At 39.7% G+C, this 22,155-nt stretch carries 18 protein-coding genes; 7 read left to right on the forward strand and 11 right to left on the reverse strand.

The genetic code is table 11. The features are described from left to right. Positions 1 to 283 precede the first annotated feature (283 nt). Positions 284 to 3,337, forward strand: a complete 3,054-nt coding sequence (locus ASG01_RS11765) for a choice-of-anchor I family protein (RefSeq protein ID WP_055863860.1) — start codon at positions 284 to 286, stop codon at positions 3,335 to 3,337. A 622-nt stretch (positions 3,338 to 3,959) separates the two neighbouring features. Here the strand turns inward: ASG01_RS11765 and ASG01_RS11770 are convergent. The 4 genes from ASG01_RS11770 to ASG01_RS11785 all read right to left on the reverse strand — a co-directional run bounded on the left by ASG01_RS11770 (position 3,960) and on the right by ASG01_RS11785 (position 8,350). Then, entirely contained in the window at positions 3,960 to 4,208 is a 249-nt protein-coding gene (locus ASG01_RS11770) for a NifU family protein (protein ID WP_055863862.1), read from the reverse strand. Positions 4,209 to 4,243: 35 nt separating this feature from the next. Beyond that, entirely contained in the window at positions 4,244 to 5,347 is a 1,104-nt protein-coding gene (locus ASG01_RS11775; protein ID WP_055863864.1) for an Mrp/NBP35 family ATP-binding protein, read from the reverse strand. Positions 5,348 to 5,458: 111 nt separating this feature from the next. Further along, the gene (locus ASG01_RS11780) at positions 5,459 to 7,393 is read right to left on the reverse strand and encodes a metallophosphoesterase family protein (protein ID WP_055863866.1); all 1,935 of its coding nucleotides are present in this window, start codon (positions 7,391 to 7,393) and stop codon (positions 5,459 to 5,461) included. Positions 7,394 to 7,399: 6 nt separating this feature from the next. Then, entirely contained in the window at positions 7,400 to 8,350 is a 951-nt protein-coding gene (locus tag ASG01_RS11785; RefSeq protein ID WP_055863868.1) for a hypothetical protein, read from the reverse strand. 178 nt (positions 8,351 to 8,528) lie between these two features. Between ASG01_RS11785 and ASG01_RS11790 the strand changes: the two genes are divergently transcribed. Further along, the gene (locus tag ASG01_RS11790; protein WP_055864272.1) at positions 8,529 to 11,342 is read left to right on the forward strand and encodes a GH92 family glycosyl hydrolase; all 2,814 of its coding nucleotides are present in this window, start codon (positions 8,529 to 8,531) and stop codon (positions 11,340 to 11,342) included. A gap of 54 nt (positions 11,343 to 11,396) precedes the next feature. Here the strand turns inward: ASG01_RS11790 and ASG01_RS11795 are convergent, their stop codons facing one another. Both ASG01_RS11795 and ASG01_RS11800 read right to left on the reverse strand, forming a co-directional pair. Then, positions 11,397 to 12,119, reverse strand: a complete 723-nt coding sequence (locus ASG01_RS11795; RefSeq protein ID WP_055863871.1) for a phytanoyl-CoA dioxygenase family protein — start codon at positions 12,117 to 12,119, stop codon at positions 11,397 to 11,399. 173 nt (positions 12,120 to 12,292) lie between these two features. Next, positions 12,293 to 13,543 carry a dicarboxylate/amino acid:cation symporter gene (locus tag ASG01_RS11800; RefSeq protein ID WP_055863873.1) on the reverse strand — a complete coding sequence of 417 codons (1,251 nt, stop codon included), beginning with the start codon at positions 13,541 to 13,543 and terminating at the stop codon, positions 12,293 to 12,295. 186 nt (positions 13,544 to 13,729) lie between these two features. Between ASG01_RS11800 and ASG01_RS11805 the strand changes: the two genes are divergently transcribed. Then, complete coding sequence (locus ASG01_RS11805) at positions 13,730 to 14,221, forward strand: BON domain-containing protein (protein WP_055864274.1); 492 nt, start codon at positions 13,730 to 13,732, stop codon at positions 14,219 to 14,221. A gap of 6 nt (positions 14,222 to 14,227) precedes the next feature. Beyond that, positions 14,228 to 14,647, forward strand: coding sequence for an SH3 domain-containing protein (locus ASG01_RS11810; protein ID WP_055863875.1), 420 nt, complete (start codon positions 14,228 to 14,230; stop codon positions 14,645 to 14,647). 72 nt (positions 14,648 to 14,719) lie between these two features. On the opposite strand, the gene ASG01_RS11815 is transcribed toward ASG01_RS11810, so the two are convergent. Next, positions 14,720 to 15,391: a DUF6261 family protein gene (locus tag ASG01_RS11815; protein ID WP_055863877.1), complete on the reverse strand. Its 672-nt coding sequence runs from the start codon at positions 15,389 to 15,391 to the stop codon at positions 14,720 to 14,722. Positions 15,392 to 15,736: 345 nt separating this feature from the next. On the opposite strand from ASG01_RS11815, the gene ASG01_RS11820 reads away from it, so the two are divergent. Beyond that, positions 15,737 to 16,282, forward strand: a complete 546-nt coding sequence (locus ASG01_RS11820; RefSeq protein WP_055863879.1) for a hypothetical protein — start codon at positions 15,737 to 15,739, stop codon at positions 16,280 to 16,282. A gap of 194 nt (positions 16,283 to 16,476) precedes the next feature. After that, positions 16,477 to 18,327 (forward strand): CocE/NonD family hydrolase, encoded by a 1,851-nt coding sequence (locus ASG01_RS11825; RefSeq protein WP_055863880.1) that lies wholly within the window; start codon positions 16,477 to 16,479, stop codon positions 18,325 to 18,327. A 59-nt stretch (positions 18,328 to 18,386) separates the two neighbouring features. On the opposite strand, the gene ASG01_RS11830 is transcribed toward ASG01_RS11825, so the two are convergent. From ASG01_RS11830 to speB, 4 genes are all read right to left on the reverse strand, one after another. After that, entirely contained in the window at positions 18,387 to 18,998 is a 612-nt protein-coding gene (locus ASG01_RS11830) for an alpha-ketoglutarate-dependent dioxygenase AlkB family protein (RefSeq protein ID WP_055863881.1), read from the reverse strand. Positions 18,999 to 19,032: 34 nt separating this feature from the next. Continuing rightward, a complete protein-coding gene (locus tag ASG01_RS11835) occupies positions 19,033 to 19,530 on the reverse strand; it encodes a hypothetical protein (RefSeq protein WP_055863882.1) in 498 nt (165 codons plus the stop codon). Between the two features lie 10 nt (positions 19,531 to 19,540). Then, on the reverse strand, positions 19,541 to 20,377 hold the full coding sequence (locus tag ASG01_RS11840; RefSeq protein ID WP_055863884.1) for a bifunctional helix-turn-helix domain-containing protein/methylated-DNA--[protein]-cysteine S-methyltransferase: 837 nt from the start codon (positions 20,375 to 20,377) through the stop codon (positions 19,541 to 19,543). 68 nt (positions 20,378 to 20,445) lie between these two features. Beyond that, a complete protein-coding gene (gene speB / locus ASG01_RS11845; protein WP_055864276.1) occupies positions 20,446 to 21,297 on the reverse strand; it encodes an agmatinase in 852 nt (283 codons plus the stop codon). Positions 21,298 to 21,480: 183 nt separating this feature from the next. Between speB and ASG01_RS11850 the strand changes: the two genes are divergently transcribed. After that, positions 21,481 to 22,140: an HAD family hydrolase gene (locus ASG01_RS11850; protein ID WP_055863886.1), complete on the forward strand. Its 660-nt coding sequence runs from the start codon at positions 21,481 to 21,483 to the stop codon at positions 22,138 to 22,140. Positions 22,141 to 22,155: the final 15 nt, after the last annotated feature.

Below are 22,155 nucleotides of genomic sequence, written 5' to 3' on the forward strand. Positions count from 1 at the left end.
ACGTATTTTAGCACCGGCAAGTAGAAAACAAATTCCGGCAAGTAGTATTTTAGCTCCAGCAAGTTAGAAACGAGCTCCCGCGAGTAGTGTTTTAGCTCCGGAAAAAATGTTAAAATTCTGCAGCAATTAAAACTCTACGCACTGCGAAATGGAATCTGTGTTTTCTTAACTAATACTTAACAACAACCTTCATTTTCCCCAAAACCTTAATCATTTCGTAAACTTCCCGTAAAAGCCTCACAACGTTCATGCTTCATTTTTGCAAAAATTAATTTTGTTTACAATGAAGAAAAAATACTTTTTAAGAACATTGTTGCCGGTAGCAGCTTTATTCCACGGTGCACTTTCCGGGCAGACATTGCTTCATTACTGGAATTTCAACAACAGCAGTTCACTCGCTGCGATCACCACGCCTACGGCTACCCTTCTCAATGGCTCCATAACCGCCACAGCAACCGGAACCTCAGGAACCGATACCTTCATCGATTTTGCAAACGGTACGAATCAGAATTTTAATATCGAAAACCTTAACGCGAGAAACGGTGATGTCTCGGGAACGCATTTGAGGTATAATTATCCTATCAACGGAAACATTCAGTTTTCCTTGCCCACGACTGGATACAGCAATGTCTTGGTGAAATTTACGACCAGAAGATCAGGTTCGGGTGCGGGAACGCAGTCGTGGTCGTATTCTTTAGACGGAACGACTTTCATTCCTTATCAGACGATTTCTCCGCAGGATGGCAATCCGCAGCTGATTACTTTTGATTTCTCAGCGATTGCAGGCGTTTCAAACAACCCGAATTTTAAACTTAAAGCAGAATTTGCCACCGGCGCCGGAGGAAATGTCGGAAACAACCGTTTTGATAATTTCACAGTAGATGCAACTGCACTTGGCGGACTGGATACAACGCCACCTACAGTTGCGTATCTTCCTGCCAATAATGTAATCAATGCATCTACAACCGTTAATCCTACGATTACCCTTAATGAAAACGTGCGTCTTATAGACGATTCTGCCATCACCTCTGCAAATGCTCAGACTTTGGTTGAATTAAAATTAAATAATGCTTCCGGTGCGGCCGTTCCTTTCACGACAACATTTGCCAATAACCAGATTACGGTAATCCCGACTGGCGGTTTGCTTCCAAATCAGGCATATTATCTGGCTTTAAAACCAAATGTTATCGAGGATTTCAGCAACAATGCACAGACTGCGGCGACGTCATCAGTATTTACTACAGCCGCGACAAGCATCTCTTTTGATAAAACATTAATAAAGGTAAATGAAAACGCAGGAACTGCAGCTTTAAAAATCAATATCAATAATCCTGCTGCCGCAACGGTGAATCTTGTGGTAAAACCGGCGAGTTTCAATACGGCGACAAATGCAGATTTTACGCTCGCTAGTCAGACAGTTACCATCACACCTTCTACTACAAGCATTACGTTAAATGTTCCGATCATTGACGATAATTTGCCTGAGCAAAGTGCAGAATATTTCGTAGTAAGCCTCGAAAATCCCGTAGGAGCAACACTTGGAACGAATACCGTTTCTACAATTTATATCATTGATAACGATAAACCGGCACCCGCTCCTACAAATCAGATTTCATTAAATTATATCGGAAGCTTTGATCCGTCTGGCAACAGCACAAGCTCTACAGAAATTGTGGTGCACGATGCTGCAACGCAGAGATTATTTACCATCAGTTCGCTCACGGATGTTTTTGATATTATAAATTTTGCAAATCCGCTTGCTCCTTCAGTAATTACGACCGTAAACATGCTTCCGTATGGTGGCATCACCAGCATCGCTGTAAAAAACGGAATTGTTGCAGTTGCTTCACCAAATGCCACCAATCTACAGGGGAACGGGTCAGTAGTTTTCTTTGACACCAACGGAGTTTTCCTGAAACAGGTAAGCGTGGGTGTACTTCCCGACATGATTACTTTCACACCAGACGGCACTAAAGTTTTGACGGCCAATGAAGGTGAACCAAATGACGCGTACACAGTTGACCCTGAAGGTTCGGTGAGTATAATCGATATATCGGGAGGGATTTCGAATCTTTCCCAGTCAAATGTGACAACGCTTTCTTTCTCACCTTTTAACGGGCAGGAAGCAACTTTAGCTTTAACAGGCGGAAGAAAAGTAAAATCTACAAGTACGCTTGCTCAGGATCTTGAACCGGAATATATTACGGTAAGCACCGACAGCCAGAAAGCATGGGTTTCTTGCCAGGAGAATAATGCGGTTGTAGAGATTAATTTAGCGTCAAAAACACTCGGCAGTATTTGGGGATTAGGCAAAAAAGACATGAGTCTTCCCGGAAATGGCTTTGATGCATCTGATAACAACGGCGAAATTCTGATTGCCAATTGGCCTGTGAAAACCTATTATAATCCGGATGCAATGGCATCTTTCAAGATCGGAAACACAACATATCTTGTGACTGCTAATGAAGGTGATGAGAAAGATCTTGGCGGCTTCAGCGAAAGAACAACCGTAGGTGCGACCGGATATACGCTGGATTCTGCCATGTTCCCAAATGCATCGGTTTTAAAAGCTTCGCATAATTTAGGAAGATTCAGAGTGACCAACGTTAACGGAAATACCGATGGAGATGCAGATTTTGAAGAGATCAATGCATTGGGTGCTAGATCATTTTCTATATTTAATTCTGATAATAAACAGATTGTTTACGACAGCGGAGATCAGTTTGAAAGATATATCGCTGCCAATCACCCGTTGATTTTCAATGCCGATAATGAAGCCAACGGTGCAAAAGTAAGAAGCCGCGCAAAAGGCCCGGAGCCTGAAGGCGTTACTTTAGGAACCATCGGAACACAGACTTATGCCTTTATCACTTTAGAAAGAACTGGCGGTGTAATGGTCTATAATGTGACTGATCCGAACAACGTGACTTTTACGGATTTTAAACATTCAAGATCAACGTCTGCTTTTGGTGGAGACAATGGCCCGGAAGGTATCACGTACATCCCAGCAGCAAACATGAATAACGGAAAAGGCTATGTGATCGTTGCCAACGAGATCAGCGGAACGCTGTCAATGTACGAAGTTGCCCTTGCACCAACTTTATCGACAGGAGAGATCAAAACCGAAAAAGCGAGTTTCAATATCTTCCCAAATCCTGTGAATAAAGGAAACACACTCTATTTCAATAGAGCAATGGGTTACGAACTGTATGATATGAGCGGGAAAATTCTTTCAAAAGAAAAAACTGCATTGACTATTGATACTTCAAAACTTACCACTGGCGTTTATCTGATGAAAACTTCAGAAGGTGAGGCAAAGCGGATCATCGTGAAATAATTTTTTATTTTTATCTTTATTCTTCAACGCTCCGGAAAAATTTCCGGAGCGTTTTCTATGTCTTAATAAAATTGAATCAGAATAAATACACCCTTTTCCGTAAATGTTCTGGATTTTTAAAAACTGAAGATAAAACATGCTGAAAATACATTCCTCTATATTCACAGTCTCGGCTCCGACAGGTACTCTTGAAAGATTTTCAATCCAAAAAGATTATTTAAAGATCAATTTGATTATGACTTTATTGAATGGAAAAATGACAGCAATATTTACAGGCTTTTAGATGAAGCCGAAGTCAAGTGGGAAAACGTCGAACATTCTGTTTTTGATAGGTCATTTTACGGTAGATAATTTCGCATATCAGCTTCGGAAAGAAGATTGAAGAAACAATTGCAGATTGATTTTACCCTAATATTAGTTTCTCAATTAAAGAAGTTTAAAAAACCTTTTGACAAAGTAAAATTAAAATAAATCACTGATAATCAAAGTCTCGTAAAATTTAACGAAAGTCTTTCAGCAATTGAAGAATATATTATTGAACAGAAAAATCAGATCAAATATCACGAAAACAAAAGCCGAATTTCAAACGAAATCCGGCTCTTATTTAAATTAAAAAAAGATCTTACTCTACACTCACCACCTTATCGATTTCAGGAGCGTGTTGTTTAATTGTTGTTTCCACACCGAGTTTCAGCGTAGAAAAATTAAGCGAACAGCCAGAGCAGTTGCCGAGAAGTTTTACATATACAATCTGATCTTTCACGTCGATCAGCTCGATGTCGCCGCCGTCCTTATTCAGAAAAGGGCGAATACTCTCCAGCGCATTCATCACCTTGGTGACCGTCTGCTCGTGTGTTATATTGATTTCCATATTTTATGTTTGTTTTAGAAAATTTCTTCCGAAATTTATTTTTTTGGCGAACAACCAGCCATGGTTGTGATTTTTACAGCTTCAGTCGGCGGAAGAAATTTGTTTCTTTCTACCAGACTTTCTATCATTTTTTTCGCAGTTTCGTTGTAGATATCTGCGATTTTCGAATTCTCCTGCAACGCTGCCGGTCGGCCAACATCACCTGCTTCGCGAATGCTCTGTATTAAAGGAATTTCACCTAAAATCGGAATATTCAAATCATCAGCAAGATACTGAGCACCCTGATTTCCAAAAATGTAATACTTATTATCCGGCAATTCGTCCGGTGTAAAATACGCCATATTTTCTATCAGACCTAAAACCGGAATATTAATACTTTCCATATTAAACATCGCGATTCCTTTTCTCACATCAGCCAGAGCTACATGTTGAGGCGTACTCACAATCACTGCCCCAGTTACCGGAACTTCCTGAATGATAGACAAATGAATATCACCCGTTCCCGGAGGAAGATCTATCAAAAGAAAATCAAGTTCACCCCAAGCCGCATCCCTGATCATTTGATTTAAAGCTTTTGAAGCCATCGGACCTCTCCATACCACTGCCTGATTGGCTCCGGAAAAATATCCGATAGAAAGCATTTTTACACCGTAATTTTCAATTGGTTTCATTAGGTTTTTTCCGTCAATTTCTACTGAAATCGGCTTCTGACCTTCTGTATCAAACATCGTCGGCACAGACGGCCCGTAAATATCAGCATCCAAAAGACCAACTTTAAATCCCATTTTTGCTAAAGTTACCGCAAGATTTGCCGCAACTGTGGATTTACCTACGCCTCCTTTACCAGATGCGATGGCAATAATATTTTGAATTCCCGGGATTTGTTTTCCTTTAATCTGACTCAACTGAACTTCAGTTGGCTCCGGAGAAACGATTTTTAATTTTAAATGAACTTCTTCACCAAATTCACTCGCAAAAGCCTGCTTCATCGCTGCTTCAAGCTTCTTTTTCTCGTGCATGGCAGGCGAATGTGCCGTCATGTCGATGTACACATCATTTCCCATCACCTGAAAATTGGTAACAAGATCATCTACTTCTATTTCTTTCAGAAAATCCTGAACTTTATCTTTAGTCAACATATACTCAAAATTGTCTACAAATTTACAGAAAATTTGCGGGTTTCTCCGCATCGAATGCCCCTATAGATAAATTCACTGACTGGCCGAAATTCGTTTGATTTATTTGAAATTTTAAATTGGAATTCTAATAATTTCTATAATTCCCGTGTTCTCATCAGCATGCGCTGAGAAATAAGTTTTTACAAAATCTTTCGGATCTTCAGTTTCCATTTTTGCCTGAATATCTCTGGCTTTATGCGATTTTAAGAGCTTCGTCCACGGATACGATTTTTTAATACCGATTACATAAATCAAAATCTCACCATCGGTGATCTTAAATTTAAGAAAATTCTTATCGCCGGTATTGATTTTTGCGGAAGAAACTTCTGTAATATGAAGTTTAAAAAAACGGTAACTGAAAAATAAATACATCCCGAAAACCCACGAAAGCATGATGCCGGAAAAAACCCATTGAAAAATGAAATATTCTGCAGTTTCAGGAAGGATGATGTAGTTTTTTAATAACTGAATTTTCAGGCTGATCGCAACGTCTGCCAGTATTTTCAGTCCAAATTTCGGAAGTACAATCAAAACGGCAATCTGCACAGCAAGTGCCACACAGAAAAGTGATGAATGTAGAAATCGGTTTAAATTTCTTTCACGGTCCGAAGGCTCAGGATTGGCCACTTTTTTTACCGTAAAATATAGCATCAGCGGAAAAAGCAAAAGCATTAAACCTTTCAGCAAAGGATCGTCATTGTAATTCCAGATGTACGTGATCACAAAGGAGATCAGCAACATCAGGGCAGTATATTTATAATTGATAATGAAAAAAAAGGGAAGACCGGAAACGTCTTTTTTTGATTTTTCTTTGGAAGGAAAAACTTTTTTCAGATCATATTCAAGTGCAGAATTTCCGGTATGCCGCAGTTGCGGAACTTCAATTTTTTCCGGCAAAAAATCGGTAAGGTGACCAAAAGCGCCACCACCGCCGGATGTTATAAAATGCCTGATAAACCCTTCTGGATTTCCATCTTTTGAACTCAGTTCGTAGTGCGAATAATGATGAATGTCGCCCGTAAGCACGACATCAAATATCAGTTCTGAGCTGTTTTTATGATTTTTCGCGGTCTGGCAAAGGCTTCGGACAATAAATTCTAAACTGTCCATTCGCTGCCGCCGTTTGGCACGGTCCTTAAAGCTGTAATTGTACCAATAAGGTTCTGCAACAACCAATATCGCGTGATTTTTCTTATTTTGAGAAGAAATTTCCTGTACGTATTTCACAAAAAAATCAAGCTGCGGAATATCAATATCACCCAAAAGCTGATTATCAACACCAAATAAATGCACATTCTCGCGCAGTTTATAAGCAAAATAACTTCGGTTTTGCACCGTTTTGTAATTTCCGATTCTACATTTCTGACACATTAAACGAAAAAAAGCAGTCAGACCATCGTACCAATCGTGATTACCCGGAGTCGCAACGATAATGGGATTTTTATCGCTATTATCCGGCGACACAAATCGCAGCGGACCTTTAAAACGGTCCCGGTAATTGTCTTCTGAACCGGCAGGATATACCAGATCTCCACCAATGACGAGGGCGTCACCACGTTTTAAATCAATACTTTTATCTTGATTTTCACCCTTTGTAAGATTTGGAAAGCAATATTCAGGTCGTGTCAGATGATAAAAAACCGTTGTCGTCGGATCAAAACCGTCGCCTGTATCAGCAATGTAATCAAACCAGAATTCGTCTACAGACTGATTAGCAACATTGTCTATCAGCTCCCGACCGCTGTCTTTTCCCATCGCCGTCTGCACTTCCCTTTTATCGATGATGGAAAGAATGTCTCCGGAAAGAGAAACACGCCGAAAGGTATTGATAAGTCCGGAAAAATCAAACCATTTCACCGGCATCTGTGGTTTAAAAAAATAACTGAGATGGTAGTTTTTTCCACGCGAAATTTCCTGTTGCGGAGCGGACGATGCACGATGATTGTCTACAAAATAAGCGACGATGAAAGCTGCCGCGACCGCGAGCAAAATATAGAGTAAAATCATGACAGATTATTTTTGAGTAGGTTTGCCCAAAGTGCGCACATTGAGCATTTTTTTTAGCATATCAAACCAGAAATTCGATCCCAGACTTACCGCCAAAGCCGTAAGAAGAAAACCAAAAATCTTAAGCATCAACGACGAAAAATCATTTTTCATGTTAAAATTTTTCAACGTCAGGTTGTTGCTTTCATAGCCGAGCAGATTGTGCGAATCGACAAGCAGATTATCATACTCTTTGGCGATTTTTGCATTCAGAGAATCTTTTGAAACCTTGGCTGAAGCAGGAACTTCAGGATTATTCTTAATGTAATTCTCAGCCGACTGCACCATTTCTGTTCGGAGTTTTTCGTCATTGTTCAGCTTATCAATAATTCTCAGTGTATCGCCGTTGACGCCAATTGCGATGAAAAAGCCAAGGAAAATTAGCGTATACTGAACCTTTCTTGAATACCATGTATTCGCGCGCTGCATACATTCCTCAAACCAATGGCACATTTCTGTTTTAAAATTTTCAATACTGCCTTTCGACTTTTCAACCAGAAAATTGAGATGTTTTTTTGTGTCTTTAGAAAGCGATGCTTTGTCGATTTTCTCTTTAATAACGCTTAGTGACTCAGTGAATTCGCCATTATTGATAAACGTAAGAAAAGTCGTGTAAAAATCTTCATTCCGCATATAACTCGGCAGTTTTGAGTTTTTACCGGAAAATATCTTGTTTAAAAATTCAAAACCGGAAACATCATCACCGAGAAAAAGCACCAGAGGCTGAAGATAAAAAGCATTAATCTGCTGCGGATTTTCATCTTTATTGAACAGCATTTTCTCGATCGTTTTTTTAAGCTGAACCCCGCGCAGACGCATAAAAGTGGAAATCATTTCCATCAAAACCATTGCGAAAATACTGAGCAGAAGATAGACGAAGATCAGCCCGATGGCGACTTCGATAAGTTTGAAATTCATGGTGTTGTGTTTTTATTAGTTTACTTCAAATGTATCAAAATAAATTACTGCAAATCATGTTTTCTGAACGAAAAATTGCAACACTTTTAACAAAAGCATTCAGGCATTTCGTGACCCGCATAAAAGATGTATTTTTGTTGAAATCTGTTTTAAAAACTTCATGACAAAGATTTTTTATATGAACTCTAAAAAATTTACCCTTTTACTGATTTTGCTTTCGCTTAGTTTTCAGGCTCAGAATTTTTCGAAATATGTTAATCCGATGATCGGAACCGGCGGTCACGGCCACACCTTTCCTGGCGCAATAGTTCCTTTCGGCATGGTGCAGCTTTCTCCGGACACCAGAATCGACGGAAGCTGGGACGGCTGCAGCGGTTATCATTACTCAGATTCTGTGATTTACGGTTTTTCGCATACGCATCTCAACGGAACCGGCGTGTCGGATTACGGCGACATTATGCTGATGCCAACCATGGGAAAAGCAGGTCTGACGCCGAAAGAATATTCATCATCATTTTCGCATAAAAACGAAAAAGCAACGGCAGGATTTTATTCGGTAAAGCTTGACAAACACAATATTGATGTACGTCTGACGACCACCAAGCGCGTGGGTTATCATGAATATACGTTTAACAAAGCCGGAACAGCCAATATTATTTTAGATCTGAATCACCGCGACAAACTCCTTGACGGTGAAATTAAGGTTATTGATGATAAAACCATTGAGGTTTTCAGAAGAAGTGAAGCCTGGGCAACGAACCAGTATATTTATGCGAGAATTGAGTTTTCAAAACCGATGCCTTGGAGCAATAGTGTAAAGGGAACAGATAATCCGAAAATAGGAATTATCACGGAAGAAGCTACAACACTCCAGATGGTATTTTCAAATAAAGTTAAAAAAGGTGAAAAAATTCTGGTAAAAGTTTCAATTTCTCCTACAGGTTACGAAGGCGCGGCCAAAAATATGCTGGCGGAAGGAAAATCAAATAATTTTAATGAAATCCAGAAACTGGCAGTTGCCGACTGGGACAAAGAGCTTTCTAAAATCGAAGTTAAATCTTCCGACAAAGACAAGCTGAGCGTTTTCTACACGGCACTTTACCACGTGTTCACACAGCCCAATATCAATATGGATGTTGACGGGAAGTACCGTGGCAGAGACAATAAATTTTACATAGCCAAAGGTTTCGAATACTATACAGTTTTTTCTCTTTGGGACACATTCCGGGGAGCGCATCCGCTGATGACGCTGATCGACCGTAAAAGAACGGCAGATTTTATCAACACGTTCATCAAACAATACGAGCAAGGTGGCAAACTTCCGGTTTGGGAACTCGCTTCCAACGAAACCGAATGTATGATCGGATATCACTCGGTTTCTGTGATTGCTGATGCAATGGCGAAAGGCATTACAGGTTTCGATTATGAAAAAGCTTTTGAAGCTTCAAAAAAATCAGCGATGCTCGATATTTTTGGTTTGAATGCTTATAAACAGAATAATTTCATCAGCATCGATGACGAACATGAGAGTGTTTCAAAAACTGTTGAATATGCTTATGATGACTGGTGTATTGCGCAGATGGCGAAAATTTTAGGTAAAAAAGAAGATTACCAATACTTCATGAAGCGTTCGCAAAACTGGAAAAATCTCTACAACCCCAAAAACGGATTTATGCAACCGCGCAAAAACGGAAACTGGCTGGAGCCTTTTGAGCCTCGCGAGGTAAACAATAATTACACTGAAGGAAACTCGTGGCATTATTCGTATTCGGTGCAGCAGGATATTCCCGGACTGATTGCTGCGCATGGCGGAAAAGAAAAATTTGAACAGTTTATCGATGCAATTTTTGCAGCTCCTGACAAAACAACGGGACGAGAACAGGTCGATATTACAGGATTGATCGGACAATATGCGCAGGGAAATGAGCCAAGTCATCACATCGCGTATCTCTACAATTATGTAGGAAAACCTGAAAAAACAGACGCAAAAATTAAGTTTATTCTTGATAATTATTATAAAAACTCGCCTGACGGACTTATTGGAAACGAAGACTGCGGACAGATGAGCGCATGGTATATTTTGAGCTCGATGGGAATTTACGCCGTGACACCTGGCTTGCCCGAATGGCAGACGACTACGCCATATTTTGATGAAGTAAAAATTCATCTGGAAGACGGAACGACAAAAGTGATTACCAAAAATACTTCCCGCGAAATGCTTAAAACGTTAGGTTTTGAAAGCGCAAAAGCCTTTAAATATTTTAAATATGACGAACTCACTGCATCGCCGGTGATCGCGGCACCGAGAATTTTTGATCTGAATACATCCGTAGAAATTACACCGCTGAATCCTTCAGATAAAATTTATTACATGACTTTGGATGAAGATGATGCGAATGTGAGAAAGACTTTCAAACCATATAAAGGTCCTTTTACAATCGCAAAAACCACTCAGATCGCTGCATACGCAGAGCGAAAGGGAGAGAAAAGTTCGGTCGTACACGCCAACTCAAACCGCAGACCGAATAACTGGGATATTAATGTGGTTTCAAAAGCGACTCCTCAATATACAGCAAGCGGAAATCTTTCTTTAATCGATGGTATAAACGGCGATGCGAACTGGAGAAAAGGCGAATGGCTCGGTTATCAGGGGCAGACTTTTGAAGCGGTGATTGATATGAAGTCACCTCAGCAGATCAGCAATATATCTTCGTCGTATCTGCAGGACAGCCGGGCGTGGATTCTGATGCCGAAAAAAGTGGAATATTGGGCAAGCATGAACGGCAAAGACTATGTTTTGTTGAAAACGGTGGAAAATTCACTCGATGCTAAAGATGAAACAGTTCAGGTAAAAGATTTCCCGGCAGAAATTCTTCCGACGCAGGCGCGATATATTAAGGTGAAAGCCTATCATTACGGAAAACTTCCTGAATGGCATCAGGGAGCGGGCGGCGATGCTTATATTTTTGTGGATGAGATTTCGGTGAAGTAATTTTCTGCAAAAATAAAAAGTCCTCTTTCGTTTGAAAGAGGACTTTTTTATGGATTAAATTTCATCACATTCTGACCAGTTGAGCGGTTCTGGTAAAGACTGATTTGAAAACTCTATGTGAATCACTCTTCTTTTCTTTCCGTTTGTTGTGCGGTTTGAACCATGAAGAAGCAACGGTTTCATAATCATGATTCCGCCGCTTTTTACGGAGCAGATTTCTTCGGTTTCAATATTCCAGTCGATGGTTTCCGGCCGGTAAATGCCTTTTGCGTGTGATTTCGGAATGACCTTCAAAGCACCATTTTCTCCGTCGGTATCGTCGAGATGAATTCTTATGGTAAAGTTATTTTCAAGAATTTCTAAAGGTGGCTGAACGGCAAACTGATTCTGCTTGGTCGTCCACGGTCCGAAGTTTTCCAGATTAACTTTTTTATCGACAGAAATCGTTAAATCCTGATGATATGCAACATACCAGTTTGATTTTTCAGGCTTGTCGAAGTAAATGCTTTTCACAACGAAATAATCTTCGCCAGAGATTTCGCTGATGATCTGTTTTAAATTTTCATTAAAAATCAAATCTTTCACTTCCGGAATTTCCTTTAAAAACTGACGTATCGCAAAAAGATCTTCCGACTTTCTGAATGTATCTTTTGAAGTGTCAATATTCTGAATAACTTCTGAAATTTTTGCAATTTCTGAATCAGAATATATGTTTTCTAGAATGGTAAAACCTTTTTCGATGACCTCATTTTTATGTGGATTTAAATTGGTCTGCATAGCTAAAAGTTTGCAAAATTTTTATGTTATGTGAAATCTAAAACAGAAGATCACTTCCCTAGCCCCGATTGAAACGAAAATCCTTTTTTGAAAAAAAAGATCGAAGTGGAAAGCGGGAATAAGCTCCTAAAAAAGGTCAAACAGAAATTTACTGATGATCTTGTTTAATTTATCTACATATCTCCTCCATGGTTATCCAGCTGCCCTTCCCATTTTGAAACGGCTGAGGTGGCGAGCGCATTACCGAGAACGTTGGTCATGCTTCGGCCCATGTCACAGAAATGGTCGATCGGTAAAATCAACGCGATGCCTTCCGGAGGAATACCAAACATTGAACACGTCGCAACGATGATTACCAGTGATGCGCGAGGAACTCCGGCGATACCTTTTGATGTCAGCATAAGCACCAAAAGCATCGTGATCTGCTGCCCAACAGTCATTTCGACACCGTATATCTGCGCAATAAAGATGGATGCGAAAGTCATGTACATCATACTTCCGTCGAGGTTAAATGAATATCCTAGCGGAAGAATGAAAGAAACTACGCGGTTGTTACAGCCGAATCTTTCGAGCTCTTCAACCAGTTTTGGGAACACTGCTTCCGAACTTGTCGTGGAAAATGCAATGAGTAAAGGTGATTTTATTCTTCTTAATAATTCAAAAAGCCGGTTTCCTAAAATTAAATATCCAACCAGCAGTAAAACAAGCCAGAGAATGGCAAGTGCAAAGAAGAAATCCCGTAAGTAAATAGCGTAAACGGTAAATATTTTAAATCCATTAAGGGCGACGACCGCAGCGATTGAACCCAAAACGCCAAGTGGCGCAACCCACATAATGTAGCCTACCATTTTTAAAATCGCGTGTGCGATGACATCAAATATTTTAATAACAGGCTGAGCATAGTCGTCACCAAGATTCGCCAAAGCGACGCCGAACATTATGGAGAAAACCACAATTTGAAGCACTTCATTCGTTGCAAAAGCTTCAAATAAACTTTTCGGGATGATATGTTTTACGAAATCTTCGAGAGAAAAACCTTTACTTGTTTTCAGGAGTTCTTCAGCTGATGCAGCATCCTGAATCGGGAGCTTTGTCACATGGCCGGGCTCCAGCCAGTTTACCAGAATCAAACCGATGAAAAGCGAAACAAGCGATGCTGTGATAAACCAAAGCATAGCCTTCGTTCCTACCCTGCCGATCATTTTGATATCGCTCATCTTCGCAATTCCCACCACAAGTGTTGTGAAAACAAGCGGCGCAATAATCATCTGCACCAGACGGATAAACACCGTACCGAGAAGTTTAATATTGTCGCTGAACGGTTTTGCACTTTCCGGATACTGAAGATGTACAATGCCGCCAATCCCAACACCTATCAGCAGCGCCACAATGATGGCGATAAATAGCTTATTCTGACCTTTCATAAATTTAATGTATAGCCACAAATATAATCTTTTTCTGTTTTCGAGTCTCCATATGAACCTTTGTACCGATTATGGTATCTGGAATATTATTTGCCATCAAAATCCGCAAAAATAAAAGGTGCAGAATTTGCTGTGCAGTTGTTATTAAACTTGATTACTAACATTCAACATCAAAAAAATTCTATTATGAAAAAAACTATCGCAATGGCCGCTATGGCAATCGCAGTCTCTTTCGGATCGGTTTCATGTAAAAAAAACGTGTCTGATGCCGACCTGCAGACACAGGCGACAACGGTGATGACGGCAAACCCGAATGCATCTGTGGAGATCAAAGAAGGTGTTGCCCATTTGCAGGGAACATTTGCTGACCAGGCTGCCAAAGATGCTGCCATCAAGCAACTGAAAGAAATTAAAGGTGTAAAAGACGTACACGATATGTCGACCATAGCAGCACCGATGACTGCAACTGCGCCGGTTGAAACAAATTCGACAGCAGATCCTATGGTTCAGCAAAAAGTACAGGATGCCGTGAAAGATTTTCCGAATGTGAAAGTGGAAACCATCAATGGTGAACTGACAATAACAGGAAATGTATCGCAGCTTCAGGCAAGAAAAATCAAAGAATCTGTGGATGCTTTGAAAGTGGGAAAAGTAAACTACAATTACACCGTAAAATAATCTAAGATGAGCACATTACAGGACAAATATTCGAGCGTAGTATCTGCCGCGCAAAATGCAGAAGTATCAAATCTTCAGGTACAGGAGCAGGACGGAATTTTATACATTTCCGGTCACGCTTCCAACACCGCTGCTAAAGATGCAGTGTGGAATGCCTTAGGCGCCATCGACTCCAGCTATTCGGCGTCAGACATTAATATCGATGTACAGGTTGCCGGGCTGTCGGCTGGTGCAACGCTTACCATTGCAACCGAAGATTCTAATCTGAATATCAGACAGGAACCTTCTACAGATGCTGCCGTAGTCGGAAAAGCGACCAAAGGCTCTACCGTAACTTTGGTTGAACAGACCTCCGACGACTGGTGGAAAGTGAAAACTGCAGACGGAAGCGAAGGTTACGCCTACTCAAGATATCTGAGAGCATAATTTTAGTTTAAGTTAAAATAACAATCCCTGAAAGATGATTCTCTCAGGGATTTTTTATGGATTAAATGAAACCTATTTCGAACCCTTTGCCGATTTTACCAGTTCGTTGATCTGGGCATAAATATCATTGTAAGGCGGCACATTTTTCATCGCTGTGAGGAAACTCAGATACGCTTTTAAATTCTGCTCAAGACTTTTGCGGATGGAAGAAGCACTGTCGGTCTGGCGCAGTTCGGCATTGGCGGTTAACTGTTCGGCAATCGCCGTTTCAAAATCCTGCTGAAGCGTTTTCATTTCGTTAAAAGCGGTCTGCAGGGAAAGCAACGCGAGTTTCTGCGTATTGGCAGGAAGCTCAAGTTCCTCTATAAGCTTTTTCATCTGGGCGCTTTGCGACGAATAACTCTGGCGGTCGAGATCCAAACCATATTTTACGAAAACCTGATACAGATCTTCCGCTTCCTGAAAATGCGGCACCGATTCAAGCTGGCGGTGACCGTTCAGAAAAGCCTTCATTTTGCTGTACAGGGCATCCCGCGCATCATCGGCGGCGGCCACATCTTTTCCTTTTCCGCTGTACGTCTGTTTAGAATACACGGCATCATACGCGTTATACTCAGCTTCAATTGCAGTAAGCAGCGGATGATTGGCCAGCACCGGATATGTCGCGGAATCAGAAGCCTGCAAAATTCTGTTGGTAAGCGTTGCAAGGTCTTTGGTTTTGAGTTCAGATAATGTAATTTTCATATGATAGAAGTTCTTTTATTGTTGATTATATTAAAAATACGCCATTCAAATATAAATAAAATACCTTTTGATCTCAAACATTCTGTTTGAACAAAAAAAGATTTCCCGGAAAGCCCAAACAACGGTGTTTGTGATCAAACAGAAAACCGGGAAAGAACAAACAGGGTTGTTTGCGATCAAATGGAAATGCCGGAGGGGAAACAAGGGTGTTTTTAATGAAATGGATTTTTGTTTTTTGAACTTATGGTTTGCCATAAATTTATGTTAGTTGGAATTGTATATTTGAAACTTAGATAATCTTACTTTGAACCGAGAGAAAAATAGAAACTTCAAATAATATGTGATATGAAAATATTTCAATTCATTCTACTTCTGGTTATTGCCAGTTTAAATGCGCAGACAAGAGATGCCAGTGATTTTTTCGAAACTTTTCAAGTATATAGAAAAGTAAATAATGTATTATCTTTTATTGAAAAGTCAAATACAATTTTAATAAACGAGTATGAAAAATCTGTTATTTATGCTTTAGTTACGCCAATGCATGAGAAAGCTTTTGTAATCAGTTTAAAAAATCAAATGCCTACGAAATATATCAAACAACTAAAATGTTTTAAAATTAATGATAATAGGTTTATGGTATTTCTTGACAGATCGGATGAGAATTTTGGAGAAAACGAAATGTATAAAAAGAATTTTGAAATTAAAACGAATGAATTAGTTCCTTGCGACTATTTGTTTAAAAAGCTAAAAGAAAATAAACTGCCGAAAATTCCTGAAAACGTTTTTGCATACTCTATTTTTGAGGAAACTTTTGTTTATTTAGAAGACTTAGCTACATTTGATGCATTACAATATTTAGAAATAGAGTATGATCTGAATAGAACAAAATGATATTTGCATAATTAAGGAAACTTTCCACGCTGGCTTGAGCATATTGCTCGTGCTCATTGCAAAGCGGTAGCGAGCGTGACGCTCGCGCCTGCGGAAGAAATCTATACTAAAAGACCAGAAGAAATCCGGTCTTTTTTTATTTCAAAACCGCTGCTCAAACGATTAAATCTGTACATTAGCGGGAAAGATTTTTTATGAAGACTGCATTTTTATTTATCTTCCTCATGGTATTCGGAAACGCGCAGACGACGCCACCCGATACTTTCGTGAAGGATAATTTTACCAAACAGGAATTTTACATCCCAATGCGCGACGGTACCAAACTTTTTACCATCGCCTACATCCCAAAAGACATTTCGAAAAATAAAAAATATCCGTTCCTGATGCAGCGAACCTGCTACAGCATTGCACCGTACGGCGAAAACGAATACCGCAGAGCGCTCGGCCCAAATAAATACCTGATGCAGGAGAAATATATTTTTGTGTTTCAGGATGTGCGCGGCCGCTACATGAGCGAAGGTACGTTTACCAACATGACGCCGCAGGTAGATCACAAAACCAAAAAAGACGTCGACGAAAGTACAGATACGTACGACACCGTCGATTATCTCGTGAAAAACATCAAAAACAACAACGGAAAAGTCGGGCAATACGGAACGTCTTACCCGGGATTTTATACCGCAGTCGGTGTTTTGGCGCAGCATCCGGCGCTGGTGGCTTCTTCGCCACAGGCTCCGATCTCAGATTTCTGGAATGATGATTTTCTGCACAACGGAAGATTTATGCTCGGGTATTTCAGAACGTTTCCTGTTTTTGGTGTACAGAAAACAAAGCCTGAAACAAAAGCCTGGTACAGCGATTCTATGGTGAAAGTGCAGTCGGAAGACGGTCTGAAATTTTACCGCGAAATGGGAACTCTGAAAGACGGTTATGAGAAATATTATAAAAACAATTTCTTCATGACCGAGATTATGGATCACCCGAATTATGATGAATTCTGGCAAAAAAGAAGCCTTTTGCCACATCTGAAAAATGTATATCATGCGGTGATGACGGTCGGCGGCTGGTTTGATGCAGAAGATCTTTCCGGTCCGCTGAACATTTACAAAACCATCGAAAAAACCAGTCCGAAAGCCAAAAACACGATCGTGATGGGACCGTTTTCTCACGGTGCGTGGGCGCAGGAGCAGGGAAAACATTTTCATAATGAAATTTATTTCGGTGACAGCATCGCGACCTATTATCAAAAGAACCTCGAAACGAAATTTTTCAATCATTATCTGAAAGGCGATACCAAAAAAGATGCGGGTTTGCCGGAAGCGATGATGTACGATACCGGCGCGAAAATGTGGAGAGAATTTGCTTCTTATCCGCCGAAAGAAGCTAAGAAAGTAAGTTTTTATTTAGCTGATAAAACATTAAAAAATTCAGCAGGAAATGGTGTTTCAGAATATTACAGCGACCCGAACAATCCGGTTTTGAGCTCAGATAATCTTAAAGATTTTAACGGTTTTACGCCAAGAAATTACATGTCGGAAGATCAGCGTTTCGCAGAAGGCAGACCGGATGTTTTAACGTTCACAACAGATGTTTTAACGGAAGACATGACTTTTGCGGGAGAAATTATGGCGAAATTAAATATCGCTTCGTCATCTACTGACGCAGATTTTGCTGTAAAACTGATCGACGTTTATCCCGAAGATTTCAAACCTGAGCAGAAAAAAGACGGAGTTCTTTACGGAAATTATCATCAGATGGTTCGCAGCGAAATCATGCCTGCAAGATTCAGAAATTCACGAGAAAAAGCAGAAGCTTTGGTTGCGAATCAGAAAACGCCGGTGAATTTCAGACTACAGGACGTGATGCATACATTTAAAAAAGGACATAAAATTCAGGTGCAGATCAGCTCAACATGGTGGCCGCTTTTCGCGATCAACCCTCAGAAATTTATGGAAAACCCGAATTACGCAACGAAAGAAGATTACACAAAAGCGTTCATTAAAATCTTTGGCGACAGTTCGCTGGAAGTGGATGTTTTGAAATAAAGTTGACGGTTGACTGTAAGAGTTACGATAAAAATTAGCGGCAGAATGTGTCGCTTTTTTTATTTTTCAATCGTTCGGAAGGTGAGATTGATTCTCGGTGAATCTACTTTCTTTGTAGGCGGAAGGCGGTGCAGCCAGTGTTTCTGTGTTTCACCTTTCATCACCAGCAGACTTCCGTTTTCAAGATGAATATCGATCCGTTCGCACGTGGCTTTATGTTTAAAGGAAAACTTTCTTTCCGCGCCAAAACTTAAAGACGCAATCGCACCATTGTTCTTCAGATCTTTTTCGCCATCGCTGTGATATGCCATGCCTTCGCTGCCGTCGTGGTATAGATTCAGCAGGCATGAATTGTATGTTTCGCCCGAAACTTCTTCGCACTTGTGTTTTAATGCTGATAATTCCGGAGTCCAGAGTTTAGCTTTTTTGGTGCGTTTGGAATAGGTGTATTCGAATTCCTTTGCGCCAAACCATGCGACTTTTCTTTTGGTGTAAATCAGTTTTCCGAAAATCACGGCTTCATCAAATTCCCAGGGAATGTCATTCATTAAATACTGAAAATAAAACGCGCATTCAGCATCCGAAAAAATCTTACCGTAATAGTCTGCCGTACCTTCTTTCGGAAGAATATTGAAAGGAAAATGGTGATCGTCGTCAAAAAGGTTTTGCATTGCTGTTAAAATTGGAAATTCAGAATAATTTATTCTAATCCTGAGCTAAAACATTGATCTGCAATTCTCCTGAATAATGCAGGTAAAACAAAAATTTATGACTCACATCAGTAAAATGGTAATAAAAAAAATCACTGTCGCGCTGTGTCAGATGAAAAAAATGAAGTAAAAACTCGGTAAAAGATTCTGAATCAACAAGAATTCCTCCGTTAAATTTCTTTTCAATACCATTCGATTCAAAATAACCTAGCGTTTTTGTCAAATCTTTGAATACCTTTTTTTTATAGTTTTTTGAAATCCAAGGCTGATTGGTACCGTTGAAAAATAAAAGTTCTTTAATTTTTAAATCTTTAAAAATTACGATGATGTCTTTAATTACATTTTTTGGTGCATTTATTTTCGGCTTAACCCAATACGACGAATGAGTTTCAGGATGCCAAATAATATCTCTTTTCTTCTTCTCATCAAATTCAAACAATGGAAAATTGCGGTATTCAATTAGACAGATGTCACGCTTCTTTATTTTAATCATAGCTTTATTATTAGAGAAATTTAGCACTTTCCCACCCGATCATCAGCTCCTTTCTTTCACTTCCCCACATATAACCACCAATTTTTCCGGAAGCCTGAATAACGCGATGGCAGGGAATAATAAACGCAACCGGATTACTGCCAATGGCTGTTCCCACTGCTCTGGAAGCTTTTGTATTTCCAATTTGATCTGCTATTTTACCGTAAGTTGACAGTTTTCCCATCGGAATATTAAGTAAACTTTCCCAGACTTTGAGCTGGAAATCGGTACCTTTCAAATGAAGCTTAATGTTTTGAGGATTCGTCCAGTCTTTTGAAAAAATCGATAATGCACTTTGCTGTAATTCATTTTCCTTTTCAAAAAAAGATGCACTGGGAAATTTATTATGTAAATCTCTCAATGCATTTTCTTTATCTTCGTCGAAAGCCATGTAGCAGATTCCTTTATCAGTCGAAGCCACGATGATTTTGCCAAACGGACTTTCAGAAAAATGATAATCTATAGTCAAGTTTCTGCCACCGTTTTTATATTCTGCAGGCGACATGCCTTCAATTTTCACAAATAAATCGTGCAGCCTGCTGCTGCTTGAAAATCCGGTTTCTAAAGCGGCATCAAATAAAGTCGCCTTATCTGAAAGAAGACTTTTCGCATGTTCTAAACTTAAAAACTGTAAAAACTTTTTCGGACTCGTTCCTGCCCAGTTAGTAAACAGTTTCTGAAAATGCGCCGGACTCAAATGAACTTGTTCTGCCACTTCATCCAAATTGGGCTGAAGTTTAAAATTGCTGCGGATATATTGTATCACCTTTGCAATTCTGTAATAATCAATTTCGTCTTGTGCAGTCATTTCTCTCAGTTTAATCTCACAAATTTCAGCATAAAAACTCAAAAGAAAAATCCGTTTCCTGCGGAGTTTTAATCTCTGTTGATGTGATAATACGCCAGCATTTTATAATACAGTTTTGCCGCTAAAAATGCACTTGGTTTTGAATACGCAGAATCCATCAGCTCAACAATATCGAAAGCAACCACATTGCATTTTTCGAAAACTTTTCTCAGCAATTCTAAAGTTGGATACCACTGCAATCCGCCTGGTTCCGGCGTTCCCGTTGAAGGCGCAATAGAAGGATCAAACGCATCCAAATCGATGGTGATGTACACGTTTCCTGAAACTTTTTCCAGAACATCATTTACCCAGTTTTCATTATTGGCGATTTCGTGGGCAAAAAACACTCGTCCTTCCGGCAAATATTCAACTTCTTCCACATCCATAGAACGTATTCCTACCTGAATTAAATTATGCTTCTGATTCGCCTCGAAAACCGCACATGCGTGATTGGAAGTGGAACCGTGAAACTCCGGACGAAGATCAGTATGCGCATCCAGCTGAAGAACAGTCAAATTTTCAAATTTCTCTCCCACCGCACGAATCGAACCGATAGAAACCGAATGTTCTCCACCAAAAAGGGTGAAAAGTTTATCAGTCGCCAAAAGCTCTTTAGTTTTCTGGTAAACAGCTTCCGTCATCGCTTCCGGAGTTGAATTTTCAGAGATTTCACCAGCCATATAAACACCTTCCAGATAAGGTTCTGTTCCGGTTTCGATGTCATAAAGTTCCATATTTTCGGAAGCATCAAGAAACAGTTCCGGACCTTTGTCGGCACCTTTTCCCCACGTTGAGGTTCCGTCGTACGGTACAGTGATCAAAACTACTTTTGAGTTTTCTAATGAAGCATTTTCTTCGGGAATTCCTGCGTATGTTTTCATAATTTGATTTAAAATGTAAGATTTAAATATTTTCTCCAAATATATGAAGAACTTCGAAAAAAGCGGGAAACTCAATCTTAAGCGATGATTTTTATTTTAAATTTAAAAGAAAAATTCAGATTACTGAAATCATACATTCTGCATGAATTTCCTTCTTAATTCCTACCTTTACGAAAACTTTTTATGGCACTTAAAGCGGTACTTTTTGATATGGATGGCGTGATTGTAGATACCGAACCGCTTCACCGGAAAGCATATTTTAAAACTTTTGCAGAGCTCGGAATTGAAGTTTCTGAAGAACTGTACAATTCATTTACCGGCGCATCCACCAAAAGAGTTTGTGAAATACTTATTGCGCAATTTCATTTAAAACAAACCGTTGAAGAAATTACGGCGATTAAGAGAGACCATTTTAAAGATTATTTTTATCACGATGAAACGTTTGACCTGATTTTAGGGGTAAGACAACTTATCGAGCATTATTTCAATCACGGCATCAAACTTATCGTAGCATCATCCGCAAGTATGACCACGATAAATATGGTTTTTGATAAATTTAAACTTGAAGACTATTTTGGCGGAAAAATTTCCGGAGCCGATCTCACAGAATCAAAACCTGATCCCGAAATTTTTCAATTAGCCGCAAAAATGGCCGGCGAACCCATAAAAAACTGCCTTGTCATTGAAGATTCCACCAATGGTATAATTGCCGCTCACCGCGCCGGAATTTTCTGCGTTGCCTACAAAAGTCCGCACACGCACAATCAGGATTACAGTATGGCAAATATGATTGTCTCCGATTACTCTGAACTGGAAGTTGAGAAGATTGCCAAGTTTTTTTAAGCAAAACCAGCTCTC

The sequence above is a fragment of the Chryseobacterium sp. Leaf180 genome (genome assembly GCF_001424585.1).
GTDB lineage: Bacteria > Bacteroidota > Bacteroidia > Flavobacteriales > Weeksellaceae > Chryseobacterium.

Coding starts and splice junctions, on each gene's coding strand:
- ASG01_RS11835 (WP_055863882.1), bottom strand. CDS start 19,530: ATGATTAAAATAAAGAAGCGTGACATCTGTCTAATTGAATACCGCAAT.
- ASG01_RS11770 (WP_055863862.1), bottom strand. CDS start 4,208: ATGGAAATCAATATAACACACGAGCAGACGGTCACCAAGGTGATGAAT.
- ASG01_RS11815 (WP_055863877.1), bottom strand. CDS start 15,391: ATGAAAATTACATTATCTGAACTCAAAACCAAAGACCTTGCAACGCTT.
- ASG01_RS11785 (WP_055863868.1), bottom strand. CDS start 8,350: ATGAATTTCAAACTTATCGAAGTCGCCATCGGGCTGATCTTCGTCTAT.
- ASG01_RS11840 (WP_055863884.1), bottom strand. CDS start 20,377: ATGACTGCACAAGACGAAATTGATTATTACAGAATTGCAAAGGTGATA.
- ASG01_RS11825 (WP_055863880.1), top strand. CDS start 16,477: ATGAAGACTGCATTTTTATTTATCTTCCTCATGGTATTCGGAAACGCG.
- ASG01_RS11820 (WP_055863879.1), top strand. CDS start 15,737: ATGAAAATATTTCAATTCATTCTACTTCTGGTTATTGCCAGTTTAAAT.
- ASG01_RS11790 (WP_055864272.1), top strand. CDS start 8,529: ATGAACTCTAAAAAATTTACCCTTTTACTGATTTTGCTTTCGCTTAGT.
- ASG01_RS11810 (WP_055863875.1), top strand. CDS start 14,228: ATGAGCACATTACAGGACAAATATTCGAGCGTAGTATCTGCCGCGCAA.
- ASG01_RS11850 (WP_055863886.1), top strand. CDS start 21,481: ATGGCACTTAAAGCGGTACTTTTTGATATGGATGGCGTGATTGTAGAT.
- ASG01_RS11830 (WP_055863881.1), bottom strand. CDS start 18,998: ATGCAAAACCTTTTTGACGACGATCACCATTTTCCTTTCAATATTCTT.
- ASG01_RS11775 (WP_055863864.1), bottom strand. CDS start 5,347: ATGTTGACTAAAGATAAAGTTCAGGATTTTCTGAAAGAAATAGAAGTA.
- ASG01_RS11780 (WP_055863866.1), bottom strand. CDS start 7,393: ATGATTTTACTCTATATTTTGCTCGCGGTCGCGGCAGCTTTCATCGTC.
- ASG01_RS11805 (WP_055864274.1), top strand. CDS start 13,730: ATGAAAAAAACTATCGCAATGGCCGCTATGGCAATCGCAGTCTCTTTC.
- ASG01_RS11795 (WP_055863871.1), bottom strand. CDS start 12,119: ATGCAGACCAATTTAAATCCACATAAAAATGAGGTCATCGAAAAAGGT.
- ASG01_RS11800 (WP_055863873.1), bottom strand. CDS start 13,543: ATGAAAGGTCAGAATAAGCTATTTATCGCCATCATTGTGGCGCTGCTG.
- ASG01_RS11765 (WP_055863860.1), top strand. CDS start 284: ATGAAGAAAAAATACTTTTTAAGAACATTGTTGCCGGTAGCAGCTTTA.
- speB (WP_055864276.1), bottom strand. CDS start 21,297: ATGAAAACATACGCAGGAATTCCCGAAGAAAATGCTTCATTAGAAAAC.